This is a genomic window from Bradyrhizobium stylosanthis (genome assembly GCF_001641335.1).
Lineage (GTDB): Bacteria > Pseudomonadota > Alphaproteobacteria > Rhizobiales > Xanthobacteraceae > Bradyrhizobium > Bradyrhizobium stylosanthis.
Genome location: NZ_LVEM01000002.1, coordinates 363,174 through 382,088 on the forward strand (window position 1 = coordinate 363,174; position 18,915 = coordinate 382,088).

17 protein-coding genes are annotated in these 18,915 nt (G+C 62.0%); 5 read left to right on the forward strand and 12 right to left on the reverse strand.

The window, feature by feature from the left end; all coding sequences use genetic code 11:
• Nucleotides 1-13 precede the first annotated feature (13 nt).
• The 7 genes from A7X65_RS13710 to A7X65_RS13740 all read right to left on the reverse strand — a co-directional run bounded on the left by A7X65_RS13710 (nucleotide 14) and on the right by A7X65_RS13740 (nucleotide 7,463).
• Nucleotides 14-2,140 (reverse strand): phage major capsid protein, encoded by a 2,127-nt coding sequence (locus A7X65_RS13710; RefSeq protein ID WP_082884931.1) that lies wholly within the window; start codon nucleotides 2,138-2,140, stop codon nucleotides 14-16.
• Nucleotides 2,141-2,229: 89 nt separating this feature from the next.
• A complete protein-coding gene (locus A7X65_RS13715) occupies nucleotides 2,230-3,288 on the reverse strand; it encodes a phage major capsid protein (RefSeq protein ID WP_063685555.1) in 1,059 nt (352 codons plus the stop codon).
• A 93-nt stretch (nucleotides 3,289-3,381) separates the two neighbouring features.
• Complete coding sequence (locus A7X65_RS13720; protein WP_063685557.1) at nucleotides 3,382-3,819, reverse strand: hypothetical protein; 438 nt, start codon at nucleotides 3,817-3,819, stop codon at nucleotides 3,382-3,384.
• Between the two features lies 1 nt (nucleotide 3,820).
• A complete protein-coding gene (locus A7X65_RS13725) occupies nucleotides 3,821-4,135 on the reverse strand; it encodes an HNH endonuclease (RefSeq protein WP_063685559.1) in 315 nt (104 codons plus the stop codon).
• Nucleotides 4,132-5,715 (reverse strand): terminase large subunit, encoded by a 1,584-nt coding sequence (locus A7X65_RS13730; protein ID WP_063685561.1) that lies wholly within the window; start codon nucleotides 5,713-5,715, stop codon nucleotides 4,132-4,134. Before A7X65_RS13730 ends, A7X65_RS13725 begins: the two co-directional genes overlap by 4 nt.
• Nucleotides 5,693-6,181: a phage terminase small subunit P27 family gene (locus tag A7X65_RS13735; RefSeq protein WP_063685563.1), complete on the reverse strand. Its 489-nt coding sequence runs from the start codon at nucleotides 6,179-6,181 to the stop codon at nucleotides 5,693-5,695. The genes A7X65_RS13730 and A7X65_RS13735 overlap by 23 nt, the downstream gene beginning before the upstream one ends.
• A complete protein-coding gene (locus tag A7X65_RS13740) occupies nucleotides 6,108-7,463 on the reverse strand; it encodes a site-specific DNA-methyltransferase (RefSeq protein WP_063685565.1) in 1,356 nt (451 codons plus the stop codon). Before A7X65_RS13740 ends, A7X65_RS13735 begins: the two co-directional genes overlap by 74 nt.
• 739 nt (nucleotides 7,464-8,202) lie before the next feature.
• Here A7X65_RS13740 and A7X65_RS13745 point away from each other — a divergent pair.
• Genes A7X65_RS13745 through A7X65_RS13755 form a run of 3 tightly spaced genes read left to right on the forward strand, consistent with a single transcriptional unit; the run spans nucleotide 8,203 to nucleotide 14,497 of the window.
• The gene (locus A7X65_RS13745; protein WP_063685567.1) at nucleotides 8,203-10,038 is read left to right on the forward strand and encodes a type I restriction-modification system subunit M; all 1,836 of its coding nucleotides are present in this window, start codon (nucleotides 8,203-8,205) and stop codon (nucleotides 10,036-10,038) included.
• Nucleotides 10,035-11,402 carry a restriction endonuclease subunit S gene (locus A7X65_RS13750; protein ID WP_063685569.1) on the forward strand — a complete coding sequence of 456 codons (1,368 nt, stop codon included), beginning with the start codon at nucleotides 10,035-10,037 and terminating at the stop codon, nucleotides 11,400-11,402. Before A7X65_RS13745 ends, A7X65_RS13750 begins: the two co-directional genes overlap by 4 nt.
• Entirely contained in the window at nucleotides 11,399-14,497 is a 3,099-nt protein-coding gene (locus tag A7X65_RS13755; RefSeq protein ID WP_063685571.1) for a type I restriction endonuclease subunit R, read from the forward strand. Before A7X65_RS13750 ends, A7X65_RS13755 begins: the two co-directional genes overlap by 4 nt.
• Before the next feature lie 12 nt (nucleotides 14,498-14,509).
• Here A7X65_RS13755 and A7X65_RS41665 read toward each other — a convergent pair whose 3' ends face one another.
• Complete coding sequence (locus tag A7X65_RS41665) at nucleotides 14,510-14,656, reverse strand: hypothetical protein (RefSeq protein ID WP_156527796.1); 147 nt, start codon at nucleotides 14,654-14,656, stop codon at nucleotides 14,510-14,512.
• Nucleotides 14,657-14,782: 126 nt separating this feature from the next.
• On the opposite strand from A7X65_RS41665, the gene A7X65_RS13760 reads away from it, so the two are divergent.
• Nucleotides 14,783-15,058, forward strand: coding sequence for a hypothetical protein (locus A7X65_RS13760; protein ID WP_063685573.1), 276 nt, complete (start codon nucleotides 14,783-14,785; stop codon nucleotides 15,056-15,058).
• Nucleotides 15,059-15,177: 119 nt separating this feature from the next.
• Nucleotides 15,178-15,495, forward strand: coding sequence for a DUF3489 domain-containing protein (locus A7X65_RS13765; RefSeq protein WP_063685575.1), 318 nt, complete (start codon nucleotides 15,178-15,180; stop codon nucleotides 15,493-15,495).
• A gap of 71 nt (nucleotides 15,496-15,566) precedes the next feature.
• Here A7X65_RS13765 and A7X65_RS13770 read toward each other — a convergent pair whose 3' ends face one another.
• From A7X65_RS13770 to A7X65_RS13785, 4 genes are all read right to left on the reverse strand, one after another.
• Nucleotides 15,567-15,803: a hypothetical protein gene (locus A7X65_RS13770; RefSeq protein ID WP_063685577.1), complete on the reverse strand. Its 237-nt coding sequence runs from the start codon at nucleotides 15,801-15,803 to the stop codon at nucleotides 15,567-15,569.
• 259 nt (nucleotides 15,804-16,062) lie between these two features.
• A complete protein-coding gene (locus A7X65_RS13775) occupies nucleotides 16,063-16,671 on the reverse strand; it encodes a hypothetical protein (RefSeq protein ID WP_063685579.1) in 609 nt (202 codons plus the stop codon).
• A gap of 7 nt (nucleotides 16,672-16,678) precedes the next feature.
• Nucleotides 16,679-17,191: a hypothetical protein gene (locus A7X65_RS13780; protein ID WP_063685581.1), complete on the reverse strand. Its 513-nt coding sequence runs from the start codon at nucleotides 17,189-17,191 to the stop codon at nucleotides 16,679-16,681.
• 1 nt (nucleotide 17,192) lies between these two features.
• Nucleotides 17,193-18,722: a DnaB-like helicase C-terminal domain-containing protein gene (locus A7X65_RS13785; protein WP_063685583.1), complete on the reverse strand. Its 1,530-nt coding sequence runs from the start codon at nucleotides 18,720-18,722 to the stop codon at nucleotides 17,193-17,195.
• Nucleotides 18,723-18,915 lie beyond the last annotated feature (193 nt).

Consider the following 18,915-nt stretch of genomic DNA (forward strand, 5'->3'; position numbering starts at 1 on the left):
CACGGGTCGCTTGTCACCAGGTGACGTTCTGCGTCCACGCAACGGTGCCAGCGCGCCGCTGAACCCAGTTGAGCGGCATGATCATCCGCAGCGCGAGCGAGTCGGTCTGGAACAGAGAGCGCTGCGGCGCAGCCGCTGCTCCCGCACCATCGACCAGGTCCAGAGGAGCGGTGTCCTCCATGTGCAGCGTGGCCTGATCGCTCATCTCCATGCGCGGGGCCTCGCCGCCGACCACGACGAAGTCGGCAGCATCGACCAGGATCAGCGCCCTGGGCGGCACCGTCGCGGAGTCGATGATCGGGACGCCGTTCAACGTCCCGGCCTTGATCTCGTCGCGGAACGGGAAGATGCCGGTGTTGGCTGCCGTCAGCATCGAGGCGCGCAGCATGTCGGTCTGGTTGGCAAGCCAGACCAGATTGCGCGTGTTGCCGAAGGTCTGCACCGAGATGCTGTTGATCAGCGCGGTAATGTCGCCGACCAGAGCCGCGATGCCGCCGCCAGCCGCTGCGGGGGTCGCGGCGACGCCGTTGAGCAGGCCAGGCGGCCGGATCGTGGTCGCCGGGTTGGCATCGATCAGCACGCTGTCGATGGCCACGGTGGTGTCGTCCTGGATCGCCTGCCGGATCAGCCCCTCAATTGCGGGGACGGAATGGTCGCCCATTTCCCGCGTCCAGGTGCTGATGACCGCCATCTTCTTCGGAGTGAGCGTCTGCGAGGTGAACGCTCCCTGCCGAACGGGGATGGGCATGCCTTCGCCGACGAACGATCCCGCGAGGCTCGGCGTCCGCGAGCGCGTGGGGATGACGATGCGCCCGGAGGTCCCGAAGCTCAGCGTGAGCCCTTTCGGCGCAAGCCGGGTCAGGATCGCTTTCGGCATCAGGAGCGGCATCAGATCGGCATAGGTCGTCTGCGCCAGTTCCTGTGCCCAGCCAGCGACCGTGGTCATGGCAGGAGCAGACGCTGCGCGCGTGACGATCTCGCAGATCGCCTTGGTGCCGTCGTCTTCGCCGTAAATCCGCTGCCGCGTCTCGTCGACCGACTTGCCAGACGCCCTGGCGATGTAGGTCACGGTGGCGGCCCGGACGATGTAGTCCAGCAGGTCGAGGTCCTTCTTGCGATTGACGATGACTGCCGGTGCCGCAATCCGCTCGCGCTCGCCGCCGACGATAACGGTCGTGGAAAGCGCGCGGCCGCGGCCGGCGCCGTTGCCATCGGCCGTGGACTTCGCCAGCAGCTTCTCGGAGTCGACCAGGGCGGACCGGGTCTTTTCGAGCTGGGCGATTTCGAAGTTGAACTTGCCGGTCGCTTCCAGATCGGCATCGCTGACGTTGGTGTCGTCCATCTTGGCGAGATGGGCTTCGAGGAGGTCCCGCTTGGCGACGATCTGCGTCTCCAAGTCGGTAATGCGTTGAGCCAGGCCAGACATGGCGCTGCCCTTTCGAACACGAGATGTATCGGCATGCTCGCCGGTGATCCCGCGACGCCTGGTCCTCGCGTCCATGTTGCCGTGCTTGGCGAACAGGAGGTCCATCGTTTGCGGGGAGATGTTCAGCGACTTGGCGACCGCCAAGGCGTTTGGATTGGCTGGCACTGAGACCAGCGAAGTCTCGACCAATTCGCTACGCAGGAAGGTCACGCCCCAGTCGCTGCCTTCGCGCTGCTTGGTTTCGAGCGGTTTGAAGCCGACGCTGACGGCGCGCAGGATGCCCGCGTCGATCAGCTTCCTGATCTCGTCGATGCGCTCGGAGGTGCCGAACGGGGCCATCTGCAGCTCGCCCCGGAGCTGCTTGTTCTCGACGCGCAGGTTGCTCCACTTCCCAATCGGGAAGTCGCTCTTGTGATTGAACAGCGCAATCGGGTTGCGCTTGAAGTTCTTGAGGTCCCAGCCGTCGCTGAGAATGACATCGTCCATGCGGTCCGGGGTTTCGTCCGAGAGAACGAACTCGAGGCCGGTGAGCTGACCCGCATGCGTCTTGTGCTTGATGCCGGTGGCGGCGCGGTCCTCGTCATCATCGCCGTCGTTGTCCCAGATCAGCTGGCAGGCGTCCTCGTCGCCGAGTTCGTCCATGCAGCGATCCATGAAATCGTCGAAGGACTCGCCATCGTCAGGCTGAAGGTCATCGTCCTGCTTGACGCGCATAAACAATCCCTCCGTCCCATCGCATGCGATGTTCGGTTGACCCTTGGTTTGCTTGTTCTCTGGAAAGCGGTTCGGCTGCCGCGCTCAGCTCACTTCCACGTCGGCGTCATCCACGCGAAGCCGCGCGGATCGCGCAAAGCCCACGACACCGGCCAGCGCACCTTGATGGCGACGCTGTCGGTCTGGAACAGCCCGCGCTCGGGCCCCATCGAGCCAGCAGCGCCAGGCACGGTATCCATCACCAACGTTGCCGCGTTGACGGTCTCGATCTCGGGCTCTGCACTGATCGCGGCAACCAGGGCAGCTGGCGCAATCGCCAGCAGGTCACTGATCACCGCGCTCGAACCGAAAATGGAGAGGTCCACATCGCTTCGCTCGATGAAGCGCGCGCCCAACATCACAGCCCGGCCGGGAGCGCCCACGAGGATGTAGGGACCGTTGCCGCCGACCGGAGCCAGCGAATTGATCAGCGTTGCGACGTCTTCAAATGCGGCCTCGTACCCGTCGCCGGACGCACTCGCTGGAAGCGCGGCGACGCCTTGGCGCAAACCGGCAGGCCTGTTGACGGCAGCTGGATTGGCGTCGAACAGCACCTCGTCCATCATGCGACCCGCCGCCTTCACGAGCGCGTCCGCGATGAGCGCCTCCGCGTTGGAGGACTCCAGCATCTCCCGCGTAAGGACAGCGATGGCCGCGAGCTTGTGCGGGTCCAAGACAGTCGGCGTGGTCGCCAGCTGACGAACCGGGATCGGTTGGCCTTCCGCGACAAAGCCACCGTTGCCGTATTCGGCGACGAAGCCCGGCGCGCTGATGCTGCCGTAGCCGTCGAATGTGAGAACCAGGCACTTCCGCAAAATCTGCGCCGCAGACGATGCGGGACCGAGCGCCTCGATCACGTCGCTGACGTAACGCTGCGCCAGTTCTGCGGCCCATCCCGGCACGGAAGTCATCGCCGGATTGGACGCAGCGCGCGTCAGCAAGTGCTCCAGCGCGCGGTCGTTCGGCCACAGCTCGGCCGCAACATCGGCAGCCTTGCTGCGCCGCAGGCTCGCGAGCGTCCTCGCAGTGAGCGAGCGCGTGAACAGATTTCCGCCCACGACCGGCTCGCGCGGTTCGCGCCGGAATGCGCTCTGGCTCTCGTGCTTCATCGGGGTCTTTCCCTTTTCGGAGAAGGAAGCCCGCGCGGGCGGCGTCCGGTGCGCGGTCGCACCAGAGCAATCAATCGCCGCCCATCTCGGGGTTTATTTCTTGAGCTGCCGTTCGATCTCGGCGAGCCGCTCATCGATTGCGTCGAGGCGGCGTGAGACTTCCGCAGCGCCGGTCGCTGCAAAGAGGATTTCGCCCCAGTTGCTGCCGCCGTTGCAGCGATAGATGCCGACCGAAGGCGTCAGCATCACGCGATCTCGCTCGCTGAGCGTTGCGATGCGGTCCGACTGCTTCAGGATGATCCCGGCGTCGAAGAACACCGTCTTGGTGATGGCGAGGCCCCACTGTCGTCCCTGCGGGTCGATGTCGCCGGGAGGGGCGTTGCCGAAGGACTCGATGGTGCCGCCGCCTGTGATGTAGACCGTGTTCGACCCGACGCTGCCGTCTGCCGGCGAGAGTTCGACGGTCCGCGCGCAAGCCAGCGTGACAATTGGAGCTTCACCGTGCTCCGCACGCCATCGCAGAAGCGGCATGTCATTTCCTGTTTGCCGGGTGGTTCGGATCGGTCGGCCAGCCGTCGTCGTCGACATCGTTGCGATAGCCGCGCAGCTCGACGTACCGCTTCGTCGAGTTGTGACAGTCGGCACACAGCGATTGCAGCGGACCGAGCGCAAACTTGTTCCAGTCGCCCTTGTGCGGCACGACGTGGTCGGCAACGGTCGCGATGGCGACGCAGCCGCGATCCAGGCAGAACTTGCACAGCGGATGCGCCTTAAGCTGCAGCTTGCGGCGGCGCTGCCAGAAGCCGGTGTCGTAGAAGTGCTTCCACTCGCTTGAGGGCGTGCTCATCCGATCAGCGCCTCGATATCGACCGGCTTGATCGTGGTGCGGTCGCGCGAGCGCAGCCCGAGGAGCATGGCCAGCGCCACCGCGCCGTCGATGCGAAACCGGGCCTTGTCTTTGTCGAGCTTGCGATTGCCAGCCGGGTCCATCGTGGCCACGGCGTTCGCCATGTTCCAGTTCAGGATAGGATTGTTCGGGTGCTGCAGCTTGCGCTCGATGATGGCCAGCTCGACGGCGTCGATGGCTGGGCCCATGTCCTTGAAGCCCTGGCCCCAGGGGACCAGCCCCAGCCCGTCGCCCTTGTCGCCGTCCTGGTGGGCTTGCAAACCGACGCGGTCGAACTCGCGCAGCAGGTCGTTGATGCGCCAGCGGTCATACGCCAGGCCCTTCACGCGATAGCGCTGCGTCAGCTCGGCAATGAACAGCGCAATCGCCTCGGGATCGATGGTCCTGCCGGGGCTGAGCAGCAGGTGACCGGCTTCGGCCCATTCCTGGTAGCGGCGGCTCGATGCGCCGAAGTCGCGGTTGGAATGCTCGTTCAGGTGTTCGCGCGGCTTCCAGAAGTACGGCGCGATGCGGCAGGGATCGCTGGCCGATCCGACCAGCAGCGCGGTCAGGTCTACGACGCTGGAAAGATCGAGCGCCAGGTAAACTTCTTCGCCGTCTTGAAGGACCGCGTCGCTGCTGCACGCCATCCATTCGGCGCGGCTGATGAGCGAGGCGACCGGAGCGACGCGCTGGTTCAGAAACAGGTTGCGGACCTTCGGCTCCTCGGCGGGCATGCGCTGCGCCTTGCGGATCGCGGTGGCCAGGTCCTCGCGGTCGCGGAATTTGCCGAGCGCCGGGTTGGCTTTTTCCCATTGGCTCTCGTCGTCCAGGTCGCAATCCTCGTCGGCTGCATAGAGATGGCAGACGATGGCGGGGTCGACCCCCGACAGCCCGTCGTCGATCAGTTTCGACAGGACGTGCTCGGGGTCGTTGCTCTGCGTCGAGATGGTGATGAACAGCGGCTCCTGCCGCGCGCCGAACGAGGTATCCAGCACGTCGTACAGCTCGCGGTTCTTGGCCTGGGCCAGCTCGTCGTAAATGACGAGGCTCGGCAAATAGCCGTGCTTGGTGCCAGCCTCGGCGCTGATCGCCCGATAGACCGAGCCGGTGCGCCTGCCGATCATCGTTTTCGTCGAGGGAATGACCTCGATCTCGGCAGCCAGCTCGGGCTCCAGGTCAACGATCTGCCGGGCGAACTTGAAGACGATGCCAGCCTGGTCGCGATCATTCGCGGCCGAATAAATCTCGCCGTGGACGATAGCCTCGGGCCCGACCAGGTGGGCGAGCACGATGGCGGCGATGAGCGCGGTTTTGCCGTTCTTGCGCGCAATCGACAGGATTGCCCGCCGCACCGCGCGGTTGGCGCCGATGTGCGGCTCGTAAATGTCGCGGATGAAAAGCTTCTGGAAGGCGTCGAGCTTGAACGGTTTGCCCTGACCGGTGCCGCTGGGCACCGTCAATCGCTCGATAAAGTCGATAACCGCCTTAGCGCGGGCCTTGCCCTGCGGCGTGCGCTTAACCGGCGAGGAGCCCGGCAAACTTGCTCTGCGACTGTTCGCCCTGGACGCCTGCGTTGATGCGGGTGCGGGCGGCTGGGGTCAGACCGAACTCGCCAGCGTAGCGCACCATGTCCGCTGCCGCTTTGCGCACGACATAGACCAGCGGGTTTTGCGCGGCATCGCCGTACTTGGTCTTGATGATCATGCCGTTCATCAGCGGATCGTTGTTCTGCATCCGCGCCAGCGCCTCGGCTGCCATGCGCCACTGGCCATAGGCGTGGCAATAGGCGGCGAGCGGGGCGACATCGACGATGGTCAACAGGCCGAGCCGGTGCAGCTCTGCGCCGACCGTCCACCATTCGTCGGCTGCGTAGCCGGTGATGAACGGCGGCGGATCAGGCAGCTTGGCCGCGACCTCGGGCTGCGGCTCGTCAGTGCGAAGCGGTCGCTTGCCTGGATTGCCGCGCAGCAGTTTCAGCTGCGTCGGGATCGTTCGCGCAGGCATGGTCGGTAGACTCCTTCAGGTCGTTGAAGCGGCGGCCGTCGCTCTCGCGAAGCGCCTGCTCGCCGGTAAATGCCTGCCAGCGCAGCACCGCGACATCGACGTATGCCGGATTGATCTCGATGCCGTGGCAGGAGCGCGCCGACATTTCGGCGGCAATGATGGTGGTGCCCGAGCCAGTGAACGGGTCGTAGACCGCCTGGCCTTCGGACGAATTGTTTTCGATGGGCCGCTTCATGCACTCGACCGGCTTCTGCGTGCTGTGGCCGGTCTCCGATGATTGCTGCTTCGGGATTTCCCAGATCGTCGATTGATCGCGGGCCCCGTTGAAGTGGCCGGTCTTGTGCTTGCGCACCGCGTACCAGCACGGCTCGTGCTGCCAGTGATAGTCGCCGCGCCCGATGGCGAAATTGCTCTTGGCCCAGATGATCTGAGCGCGCATTTGGAAACCGCTCGCGATCAGGCTCGCCTCGACCACGCCGACATGCAGCGCGCCGTGCCAAACGTAGGCAACGTCGCCTGGGAACAGTTGCCAGGCCTCGGTCCAATCATCGCGGTCGTCGTTGAGCACCAGCCCGCGCGCTCCCGCGCCGACCTTGGTGCCGTCGCTGCGATAGACGCGCTCGCGCCAGTTCGGGTCGTAATTCGCGCCATAGGGCGGATCGGTCACCATCAGGTGCGGCGTCACGCCCGCGAGCGCATGGCCAACGTCGGCCGCATTGGTCGCATCGCCGCACACCAGGCGGTGGCGGCCAAGCCGCCAAACATCGCCGCGCCGCGCTACCGGCTCGGCCGGAAGATCGGGGACCGCGTCGGGATCGGTGAGACCAGGGTTGGAGTTCGTCAGCCGCGCCAGCTCGCGGTCGGAAAAGCCGATGAGCGGAAGGTCGAAGCCCATCGCGGTGAGATCGGCCACCTCGATCTTGAGCAGCGCATCGTCCCAGCCTGCGTTCTCGGCGAGCTTGTTATCGGCGATGACGTAGGCGCGCTTCTGGGCTTCCGTCCAACCGCGAGCGACGATGACCGGGACCTCTCGTATCCCTAACCGCTCGGCAGCCAGCAGCCTCCCGTGCCCAGCGATCACCATCCCGGCTTCATCGACCAGGACCGGAGTGGTCCAACCCCACTCGCGGATCGAGGCCGCGATCTGCCGCAGCTGCGCCTCGGAATGCGTCCTGGCGTTTCGGGCATAGGGGACCAGGGCGGCAAGGGGCCGCCTTTCCGTGGCCCAGGCGGCCCAATTCGCGCCTGGCGCGGCTTGCGCGGCGGCGTTGTTTTGATCCATCGGAGCCCTTGGGAAGGGCCAGGGCGAGGCCCCGGCAAACCGTTGATTTCGCGGGGTTTTGACCCCTAGACGAACATTCCCCAGCGCCGGTATTTAGGGCTGCCTGGGGGAATGCCATGCCAGTTCTGAAAACGGCAGCAAAATACCGCTGCAAATTCCGATTTAAGGGAACCCAGTTAGCCGGAATGGGAACCCGCTAAGTGGGTTCCGCGGAATTGCCGATCTGCGGCCATGCCATTGAGAAAGCGAAGCTTTTCGGCCGGAGAAAATATTTTTCTTTCCCGAAATTTCGGAAGAGCGGCCGCTAAAATCGAAGCGCCGCCGCGCTCGGAAATAGGGAACCTTCTAATTTTCAGTACCGCCCCCCGGCCCGGAGAACGATATTCCCCAAAGGCTTCAATGGGTTAGGCCGAGTTTGCCTGCTCGCGCGGTACCCGTTTTCCGAACTCTAGCGTTCGCGGTCCGTGCCTTCACCCGATGGTGCTGGTCGCCTTGGAACCGCACTCGCCGAATGGGAATGTTCGTCCATCGCATCGGAACCAGATCGATCTTCCTAGGGCGCCCAACTAGCCAACTCTCCCGGCCATCTCATTCTTAAAAGGATCGACCCACCGATGTAGCGCCAGCCGCGCTGCTCTTTTGCACCGGCTTAGGTCCGGAAGCCACAAGTTGGGGTTGTCCCACGGAGACGTTCTTGACAGATTGACCTTCCATAGGGGCATCCGGGGTCTTCCAAATCGTGAACCATCAAAATCTGTCTTCTTTCATCTGGTCCGTGGCTGATCTGCTGCGGGGGGACTACAAGCAGTCTGACTATGGCAAGGTGGTCCTGCCATTCACCGTGCTGCGGCGACTGGACTGCGTTCTTGAGCCGACCAAGGCCAAGGTTCTCGCGGAGTTCGCGGCGAAGAAGAAGGCGGGTCTGAACCCGGACCCCTTCCTGCTCCGAGCATCGGGCCAGAGCTTCTACAACACGTCCGACCTCGATCTGCGTAAGCTGATAGGTGATCAGGATCACATCAGCCAGAACCTTTACGCCTACGTTCAGGCGTTCTCGCCTGCGGTGCGCGACATCTTCGAGCGGTTCAGCTTCTCCGCTCAGATCGATAAGCTGGCGAAGAGTGGTCTGCTCTATCTCGTCACCGAGAAGTTTGTGGGCATCGACCTCCATCCCGAGGCCGTTGACAACCATGAGATGGGACTGGCCTTCGAGGAGCTGATCCGCAAGTTCGCCGAGCTGTCGAACGAAACGGCTGGTGAACACTTCACACCGCGCGAAGTCATCCGGCTGATGGTCAACCTACTCTTTGTCGAGGATGACGATGTCCTGACCAAACCCGGCGTGGTCCGCACCATCTATGACCCCACGGCAGGCACGGGCGGAATGCTGTCGGTTGCGGGCGAACACCTCGCTGCGTTGAACCCGCAAGCCCGTCTGACCATGTTCGGCCAGGAGTTGAACGACGAGAGCTATGCGATCTGCAAGGCTGACATGCTGATCAAGGGCCAGGACGTGGCCAACATAGTTGCGGGCAACACGCTGTCGGAAGATGGACACGCTCACGCGAAGTTCGACTACATGCTCTCCAATCCCCCGTTCGGCGTGGAGTGGAAGAAGGTCGAGAAGGAGGTCCGCAAGGAGTACGAGAGCCAGGGCTTCAATGGTCGCTTCGGCCCCGGACTGCCGCGCGTGTCGGATGGCTCGCTGCTCTTTCTGCTGCACTTGCTCTCCAAGATGCGTCCGGCCCAGGACGGCGGCAGCCGCTTCGGCATCGTCCTCAATGGCTCGCCGCTGTTCACTGGCGGCGCGGGATCAGGCGAGAGTGAAATCCGTCGCTACCTTCTGGAGAACGACCTAGTCGAAGCCATCATTGGCCTGCCGACCGATATGTTCTACAACACCGGCATTTCCACCTATGTCTGGATCGTGTCCAACCGCAAGCCGAATGCTCGCAAGGGCAAGGTGCAGCTCATCGACTCTTCCTCGTTCTGGCAGAGAATGCGAAAGAGCCTTGGCTCAAAACGTAAGGAGATGACAGACGCGCATATCGCTGATGTGACCCGGCTGTTCGGTCTTTTTGTCGAAGCCCAACTAGCCACTGTACTCGATGCCGAAGATAAGGAGATCGCGCGGCACGTGTTGGTGGCCGGCGATAAGCCGCCGGTCGCACCCGAGGGCGGCAGGGTGAAATTCGTTCCCCTCTCCCGCATCTTCCCTAACGAGGCCCTTGGTTATCGGACGATCACCATCGAACGGCCGTTGCGCGATGATAAGGGCAACATCATTGTCGGCACAAAAGGTAAGACGAAGGGCAAGCCGCAGGCCGATAGCGAACTGCGGGACACCGAGAATGTACCACTGTCGGAAGCTGTTCATACATACTTCAGGCGTGAGGTATTGCCCTATGCACCCGATGCCTGGATCAATGAAGAGAACACCAAGACAGGTTATGAAGTTCCGTTCACTCGGCTCTTCTATGTGTTTGAGGCGCCGCGTACTCTGGGAGAGATTGACGCCGATCTCGCGCAGGTTACCGCACGTATCAAAGCGATGATCGAGGGGCTGGCGGCATGAGCTTCGCGCGTTACGATAGCTACCGAGCAAGCGGTGCCGATTGGCTCGGTAACATTCCGGAACACTGGTCTGCCGCTCGCATCAAAGCTCTCTTCGAAATCCGAAAACGGATTGCCGGAGAACTCGGTCACGATGTGTTGTCAGTAACTCAACATGGTCTCAAAGTTCGAGATATCGATAGCAATGATGGCCAGCTATCGATGGATTATTCGAAATACCAATTAGTTGAGCCCGATGACTTCGTCATGAACCACATGGACCTCTTGACGGGATATGTCGATCTGTCGACGGGCCACGGCGTTACTAGCCCAGACTACAGAGTTTTCGCGGCGCGAACGAAAGACCTTGCGCTCAAATACTTTTTGTATTTGTTTCAAAATGGATATGAGCAACGAATTTTCTATGCCTTTGGGCAGGGCGCATCCGGCCTTGGACGTTGGCGAATGCCGACGGACAGTTTCAACGATTTCATTCTTCCCGTTCCTCCGCTCAGCGAACAAACTGGCATCGCCAAATTTCTCGACCGAGAAACCGCAAAAATTGATGCGCTTGTCGAAGAACAGCAGCGGCTAATCCATCTGCTGCAAGAGAAACGGCAGGCCGTCATCTCACACGCGACCACCAAGGGCCTCGATCCTAACGTGCCGATGAAGCGTTCCGGCTTACAATGGCTAGACGACGTTCCCGCGCACTGGGGCCTCCCACAAAAATTGAATGATCTTGCTGAGCCGAGACAACATTCGTTCGTGAATGGCCCTTTTGGAAGTGACCTCCTGACCAGCGAACTGACATCCGAGGGGGTGCCGGTCATCTATATCCGAGATCTTAAGCAGCTCGGTTATTGCCGTGTCAGCGAATGGTGCGTGACCGATGAAAAGGCGAAACAGCTGTCTTTTTGTCGTGTCATTCCTGGCGATATCCTCATCGCAAAGGTTGGCGACCCACCGGGGCTAGCGGCCATTTACCCACCAGGAGAAGCTGAAGCGATTGTGACGCAGGATGTTATCCGGTTGCGAGTGCGCAGCACGGTCGATGCGAACTTCTTGGTTTATCTTCTCAACTCGGATTTTGGCGGAGAGCAGATTAATTCAATTTCGGTGGACTCAACAAGGACACGAGTTGGCCTCGGCCAATACAAGCAGCTAAAATTTGTTCTTCCACCGCTTCGGGAGCAACATGCGATTAGAGCTTTCCTAGACAGTGAGATCAAAAAGGTCGATTGCCTCGTTGGGGAAGCTGTGAAAGCAGTCGCTCTCCTTCAGGAGCGTCGGCTCACCCTGATCTCCGCGGCCGTAACAGGCAAGATTGACGTTCGTACGCTCGTCGAGGCAAGTGCGCCCGTCCATGACATGGTCGCCGCATGAACCTGCACAAGGAGATTAGCTTCGAGGATGAGATCTGCAGCTATCTTGCCGCGCACGGCTGGCTCTCCGCGGAAGGCGATGCAGCGCTCTACAACCGTCCTCGCGCTCTTTTCCCGGCTGATCTTGTCGCTTGGGTACAAACCACCCAGCCAACCGCTTGGCAAACGCTCTCGAAGAACCACGGCGCGAGTGCTGAGGGTATCCTGCTCGACCGCATCCGCAAGCAGCTCGATGATCGCGGCACTCTCGATGTGCTGCGCCACGGCGTCGAACTGATCGGACTGCGTCAACCGATTGCGCTGGCGCAATTCAAGCCAGCCCTGGCAATGAACGCTGACATTCTCATTCGCTATTCGGCCAATCGGCTCCGGGTGGTGCGGCAGCTGCGCTACTCGTCGGCCAACGAGAACTGCCTCGACCTCGTGCTGTTCCTCAACGGGCTTCCGGTCGCCACCGCTGAGCTCAAAACTGACTTCACCCAGAGCATAGATGACGCCATTGACCAGTATCGCCTTGACCGCCACCCGCGACCCAAGGGGCAAAGCGTCGAGCCACTGCTGAACTTCCCCAGCGGGGCACTGGTACATTTTGCCGTCAGTAACAGCGAAGTCCACATGACGACGCAGCTTGCGGGTCCTGCAACGGCTTTCCTGCCATTCAACAAGGGTGACCACGGAGCCAAGGGCAATCCATCTAACCCCGCCGGTCATCGAACCAGCTATCTTTGGGAGGAGGTCTGGCAGCGCGATAGTTGGCTGGAGATCATTGGTCGTTACCTGGTAACCCGGCGCGATGACAAGAAGAAGATCACCAGCATCACCTTTCCGCGCTACCACCAGCTTGACGCCACTCGGAAGCTCCAGGCCAAGGTTCTGGACGAGGGTGCGGGCGGCAAGTTCCTGATCCAGCACTCGGCAGGCTCAGGCAAGACCAACTCTATTGCCTGGTCCGCGCACTTCCTCGCCGATCTACACGACGCCAATAACGAGAAGCTGTTTTCCACCGTCATTGTCATCTCCGACCGCAACGTGATCGACGCCCAGCTTCAGGACGCGCTGTTCGATTTCCAGCGGACCACCGGCGTCGTTGCCACCATCAAGTCCGAAGGAGCGAGCAAGAGCGGGCAGCTCGCAGAGGCATTGGCGGCAGGCAAGAAGATCATCGTCTGTACCATCCAGACCTTTCCGTTCGCTCTGGAGGAGGTTCGAAAGCTCGCCGCCACGGAGGGCAAGCGGTTTGCGGTCATCGCCGACGAGGCGCACTCGTCTCAAACCGGCGACGCCGCTGCAAAGCTCAAGCAGGTGCTATCGCCAGAGGAACTTGCCGAGCTGGGAGACGGCGGAGAGGTCAGCACAGAGGACATGCTGGCGGCTCAAATGGCGGCTCGGGCCAACGACAAGGGCATCACCTACGTCGCCTTTACTGCCACTCCGAAAGCCAAGACGCTACAACTGTTCGGCCGCTGCCCTGGTCCTGACATGCTGCCCGAGCCATTTCACGTCTATTCCATGCGGCAGGCCATTGAGGAGGGATTTATCCTCGACGTCCTCAGGAATTACACGCCCTATCGAATGGCGTTTAAGCTTGCCCACAATGGCAAGGAACTGGACGACAAGGAGGTCGAGCGCGATGCTGCTCTGAAGAGCATCATGCGCTGGGTGCGTCTGCATCCCTACAACATCAGCCAGAAGGTCGAGATCGTCGTCGAGCACTTCCGCACGAATGTTGCGCCATTGTTAGAAGGCCGCGCCAAGGCCATGGTGGTGCTGGGGAGCCGCCTTGAAGCGGTGCGCTGGCAGCTTGCCATCGAGAAATACATCAAGTCGCGCAGCTACAAGATCGGGACGCTGGTCGCTTTCTCGGGCGAGGTGAATGACAGCCAGTCGGGCCCAGATCCCTTCACCGAGGCCAGCAAGACGCTGAACCCCGGCCTCAACGGGCGCGACATCCGGGACGCTTTCAAGGGCGACGAGTTCCAAATCCTGCTGGTCGCGAACAAATTCCAGACTGGGTTCGATCAGCCTCTGCTCTGCGGCATGTATGTGGACAGGCGTCTTGCTGGCATCCAGGCCGTGCAGACGCTGTCGCGGCTCAACCGCGCTCACCCCGGCAAGGACACCACCTACGTGCTGGACTTCGTCAACAGCTCGGAAGAGGTGCTGGCCGCGTTCAAGACCTACTACGAGACAGCCGAACTGGAGAGCGTCACTGACCCGAACCTCGTCTACGATTTGCGGGCCAAGCTCGACGCGTCGGGGTACTACGACGAGTTTGAGGTGGACCGCGTCGCAGCTGTCGAGATGAACCCCAAGGCCAAGCAGGGTGACCTCATTGCGGCCCTTGAGCCGGTGGTGGATCGCCTTCTGAAGCGGTTCAAGCAGGCGCAAGACAAGTTGCGGTCAGCACAAGCAGAAGATGACACCAAGGCCACCGAGGAGGCCAATGGCGAGATCAATGCGTTGATCCTGTTCAAGGCCGACATGGGCGCATTCCAGCGCCTGTATAGCTTCCTGTCGCAAATCTTCGACTATGGCAACACCGCCATCGAGAAGCGGTTCATGTTCTATCGTCGGCTCATCCCGTTGCTGGAGTTCGGCCGCGAGCGCGAAGGGATCGACCTGTCAAAGGTGAAGCTTACGCATCACAGCCTTAAGGACGAAGGCAAGCGCCAGCTCGTTCTGGGGAACGGCGAAGCTCCGAAGTTGCCGCCGCTGTCCGAGGTGGGCTCAGGCTCCGTGCAAGAAAAGGAGAAGGCGCGGCTGGAGGAGATCATCGCCAAGGTGAACGACCTGTTCGAGGGCGACCTGACCGATGACGACCAGCTGGTCTACGTGAACAACGTCATCAAGGGCAAGCTGTTGGAATCCGAGGAACTGGTTCTACAGGCCAGCAACAACACCAAGGCGCAGTTCGCCAATTCCCCGACGCTCTCCAAGGAGATCATGAACGCGGTGATGGACGCGCTGGCCGCGCACACGACCATGAGCAAGCAGGCCATCGACAGCGCACAAGTAAGAGAGGGTCTAAAAGACGTGTTGCTCGGCCCTGCGCAACTCTATGAAGCCTTGCGCGAGAAGGCTGGCGAGATCAGTTGAGCGCGTGCCGCTTCAGCGTTTCGGCATATCGATGATCTTAGCGCGCCCCTGATCAACGGCAGCCTGCCGCATCTTGAAAGCCGCCCCAGCCTTTGCGCTGGGGCTTTTTGCTTTCTGCAATCCAGAAGAAAGCGCTGGTTCCGCTGCCAGCACTTCCATTGCTGCTTCTGCAGCATCTTCGCAATGGCATGGCTACGGTTCGACTGGATGTCGGCACGCACCAGAGCGATGTACTGGGCAACGAAACGGCGCGGCGAACGCGCGCCACCACGGAGACCCGAAGAAATGAAAACGCTGAAGATCATATTGGCCGCTTCGACCCTGCTCGTCGGCATCACTGCAGCATCAGCGGCTGAGTTCACGCAGGCTCAGATTGATGCTGCGGCGAAGGCCAGCACAATCGAGCCCAAAAGCGGCAGCGAAGCGTGGTGCCAGGGCGAGAAGTCGAACATTCGTTATTGGAAAAGCCTCGCCGACGACGGTCTCGCTAAGCACGCTCAGAGACTGCAACGAGAGATGAAAACGTACACGGACATGGGTTGCAGCGCTTTTGACAAATAGCGCCATCGCCTAACCGCCGCAGCCTCCTGGCTGCCCACTGCCCAGCACCCGAAAGGGTCTATGGGCTCGGGGCAGTACAGCGGGACCATTCCGGTCGCCGCGAAACAGGAGAAGTTGAAATGGCTACCAAGAAGAAAACCACTGCGAAGAAGGCTGCCGCGAAGAAGTCGGCCGCCAAGGCTCCCCGCGCTAAGAAGGCGGTCGCCAAGAAGGTGGCAACGTTGGCGAAGGCAAGCCAGGCGAAGGGTCCGCGCGCTGGATCGAAGAGCGCGATGCTGCTCGATCTGCTGAGCGGCAAGGGCTCGACGGTCGAAAAGATGTGCGAGGCTCTGGGCTGGCAGGCGCACACGCTACGCGCTGCGCTCACCCGGCTGCCGAACGGGGCGAAGGCCGAGCGCAGCCGCGAGGACGGCGTCACCTCCTACAAGCTGGCGTAACCGGCCACTGATCCCCGACTTCGAAAGGCCCTGGCCCATGCCGGGGCTTTTCTCTGTTCAGAGCAGCAAGCTTATCTCCCCATTTTCGCTGCTTCGATCCGGCTGCGAATAGTCTCGCAATCCTCCGTCACAGTCGAAAACTTCCCATCGGTCGTGCTGACCAGGCACCGAACGCCATTCGCGAAGTGACCTTCGTCGGCGCGCGGCTTGCGCAGGCTCACGACCTGATCCGGGTTGATGTCGATCAGTTGGTCGCTAGGCCCGTGCAGCTGCAGCAGCTCGAAAGCTATGGCGATCACGATCAGCATCGGCTGCGCTCGCTGCCAAAAAGCAACCGGCGTCCGTTACCGGAGCCGGTTGATCCAAGTCGCTGTGCATGATGAAACCACGGACTCGACCCGAGAGCGCTAGGGCTCTGGGCATCGAGCTGTGCGCAATCAAGCGCAGGCCCGGACTCAGCCGTCAACGTAAATCGGTGGAGAGGGTTTTGCTCGGCCCTGGGACGCAATTCGGGCGGCTTGCGCGCGATGAATGATCCCGAATTTTCGCGCCGTCAACGTAAATTTCTCAGCGCACTTCCAGCAGCGCCGGGAAGATTTCGGCGAGCAACGTTTCGCTGCAATCGAGAACGTTTAACGTAATCAGCCGTTTGGTCACAGCCTTGCGCAACCGCGCCCGCGCTTCAGCGTATGTCATGCCGCATCCGATTTTTTTAGCATCGAGCCGCCAAGCCCTGTACGCAGCGTTGAACCAGGCAAGCTGGCCGGTCGCGTTCGCTGCGTCGATTACCTCCTGAACGTGCCTGACCGCTGATTTCACCCGAGCCATCGCAGCGTCGTGATTTGTCAGCAGCATGTTCCGGTCGCGAGCGACCGCCTCGATCTGCCGAGCGGCCGTCTCGGCCCGTACCGCGAGCCTGTCCTCCTGGTCATGTGGCAGCGCGCAGTTGACCTCGGCGGCAATTGCCTCGGCTATGTCGCGGTCCTTGACCCAGTAGGCGCACGAGATTTCCCACCGAAGCCATTTCCGCTGCATGCCGCGCTGGGTCAGATTGAGATCGCGCGTTGCGCCGACGATGCACGGCTCCCCAATCGGGCTGGTACCGATATAGACCGCAGCCACGCCGAAGATGATCAGATATTCGCGCTCCGCGCCGTGGGGGATCTCAAATTCCATCGCTTGCTCAGAACACCGGCACCAGCTCGTTGCGCAATCCGCGAGCGATGATCTCGCAGCCCTGGTCGTGGCGCTGCCGCCAGGTATCGGCATAGCCGCCGCGCTTGGCCGCAACCCATCCCGCATCGCGCTCCAGGGCGTGCGCCAGGGCCACGGCATTCACGGCAAGGACGAGATGCGCGAGCGCGCCCAGGTACTCGGCAGGCCAGCAGATCGCCGCCTCCATGCGCGTCACATCGCGAAGCGACGGCAGCAGCCGCGTGCGGTTCTGCATCTGCTGCGTCCGCTCCAGCTCGCCCTGCTTGTGCTGCTCGACAAGATCGTCGAACTCGTAGACGTAGGGAGGCCAGCCCGGCCGATACCCGCAGACGCCCGGCATGGGCAGCAGGCGCAGCGTCTGCATCGCCTCGGACAGCCGCTTGCCGACGTGCGGGCCGTCCCAGATCGATGGGGCATCGTCATCCATCAGCACGTCTTCCAGCGGATTGAACTTCATCGGCTCGCGCCGGATCAGCAGCATGTCACTCATAGGCAAGCTCCCCCTGATTTTCCTGAAGTTGATGAAATTGCTGCGTCCCCGGATCGAAGCTCATCCGGATCGCGCCCCGATAGCCCGTCTGCTCAAAACGGACTTTCGAGATGTGCACGGTGGTCTCGGCCTTGACCGGATCGCGCTCGATCACCAGCCCGTGGTCGGGCTTGTTGAACCAGTGCGCCGAGCCGTCGATGTCATACAGCGTCGCCGTCCGCAGCTTGCCGCGCTCGTAAACGTCCTTCGTCGGATGCGCGAGCACGATCACCGCGACCTCGTACCGGCGAGCGAACCGCTTCAGCATGCGGATGGCGCGGCCGATGTACTCGTGCGTTGACTCCTCGCGCTTCCGCGCGTGCTCGATCTCATTCCAGGGATCGATGACCAGGACGCGAATGCCGTCGCGCAAAACTGCGTCGCGCGCCTTCTCGATGATCCATTCCAGCGTGATATCGTCCTCTTCCTCGTCATTGGGATCGTTGTCGAGGAAGACGAAATTGCGCTCGATGAAGGCGTCGGTCGCCGGATCGGCTGCCTCGCTGCCCGAGACGATCCTGCGAAGCTTGTCGCGCAGGTACGGCACGGTCGGCATTTCCGGCGAGAAGATCGCGGCGCGCCAGCCGTGGAGCAGCGCCACCTTGAACAGCAGGTTCAAAATCCAGGTCGATTTGCCGTGGCTCGGGATGCCGGTGACGACCATGAACTCGCCAGGGAACAGCATCATCCAGCCATTGCCCGGCGCAACGCCTTCATCGAAGATCGGCCAGCCGCACGAGACCGGCACCAGCGTCGGCAGGTTCGGGTACTCGGAGAGCCGGTAGAGGCCGCGCACGGGGTACTGCTTGGCATCGCGCAGCACCGCGCCCACGGCTTCCGCGCCGAGCTTGCGCCGCACGTCGTTCAGGTCCTTGCAGCCGGTCGGATAGCTGACGAACTGGCAGCGCCAGGCGCCGATACGCCGCACCAGCTCGGCGGCGAGCCGCTGCCCAGGTCCATCGTCATCGACCGCGAGGATGATGCGCTTCACGCGACCCAGCCGGTCGCGGTTGAGCCACAGGAATTCGAACTTGCCGTTCGGCTCGGCCTGGGGATCGAGCGGCGGCAGGCGAGCATCCTTCGGCACGGGCGGCGCGCCATCAGGCACCGAGACGGTGAGCGGCCAGCCGTTCTCGATGGCGACCATGCCGTCCTCGATGCCCTCGGTGATGACGAGCGGCTGCGTGCCTGCCTCAAGCGCCGGGTCGTCGAGGGCATCGGCGTTCCAGAACGTCCGCTTGCCGCCCTTGCGATGCCAGAAGACCTTCTCGCCATTGCGCTCGGCCCGGTATTTCTCGTTCACGACCACGCCGTGCTCCAGGAACGGGTAGACCACGATGTTGCCGCGCGGGTTCGGGACGACGCGCCGGTCCGGCTTCTCACCGATGAGGGCTCCCGTATAAACTTCGAACCGCGTAGCTGTTTCGGGCGATATCCCCCTTGCTTCGAAGAACGCGGCGGTCGTCGGCGCGAGCGTGGTCATAGCGGAAGCTCCCCTTGAAGTCGTCGCAATGGAAACAGCGGAAGAAAAACCCATCCGGCTCGGACCGGATGGACAGGCAGCGGTAGAACTTCTTCCGGCGCTGGTGCGAACACGCAGGGCAGCGGAATGCTTTCGATCCCGTGAAGGATCGCGGATCGCAGCCGACGCTCGCCAGCATGCGAAGAACCTCATC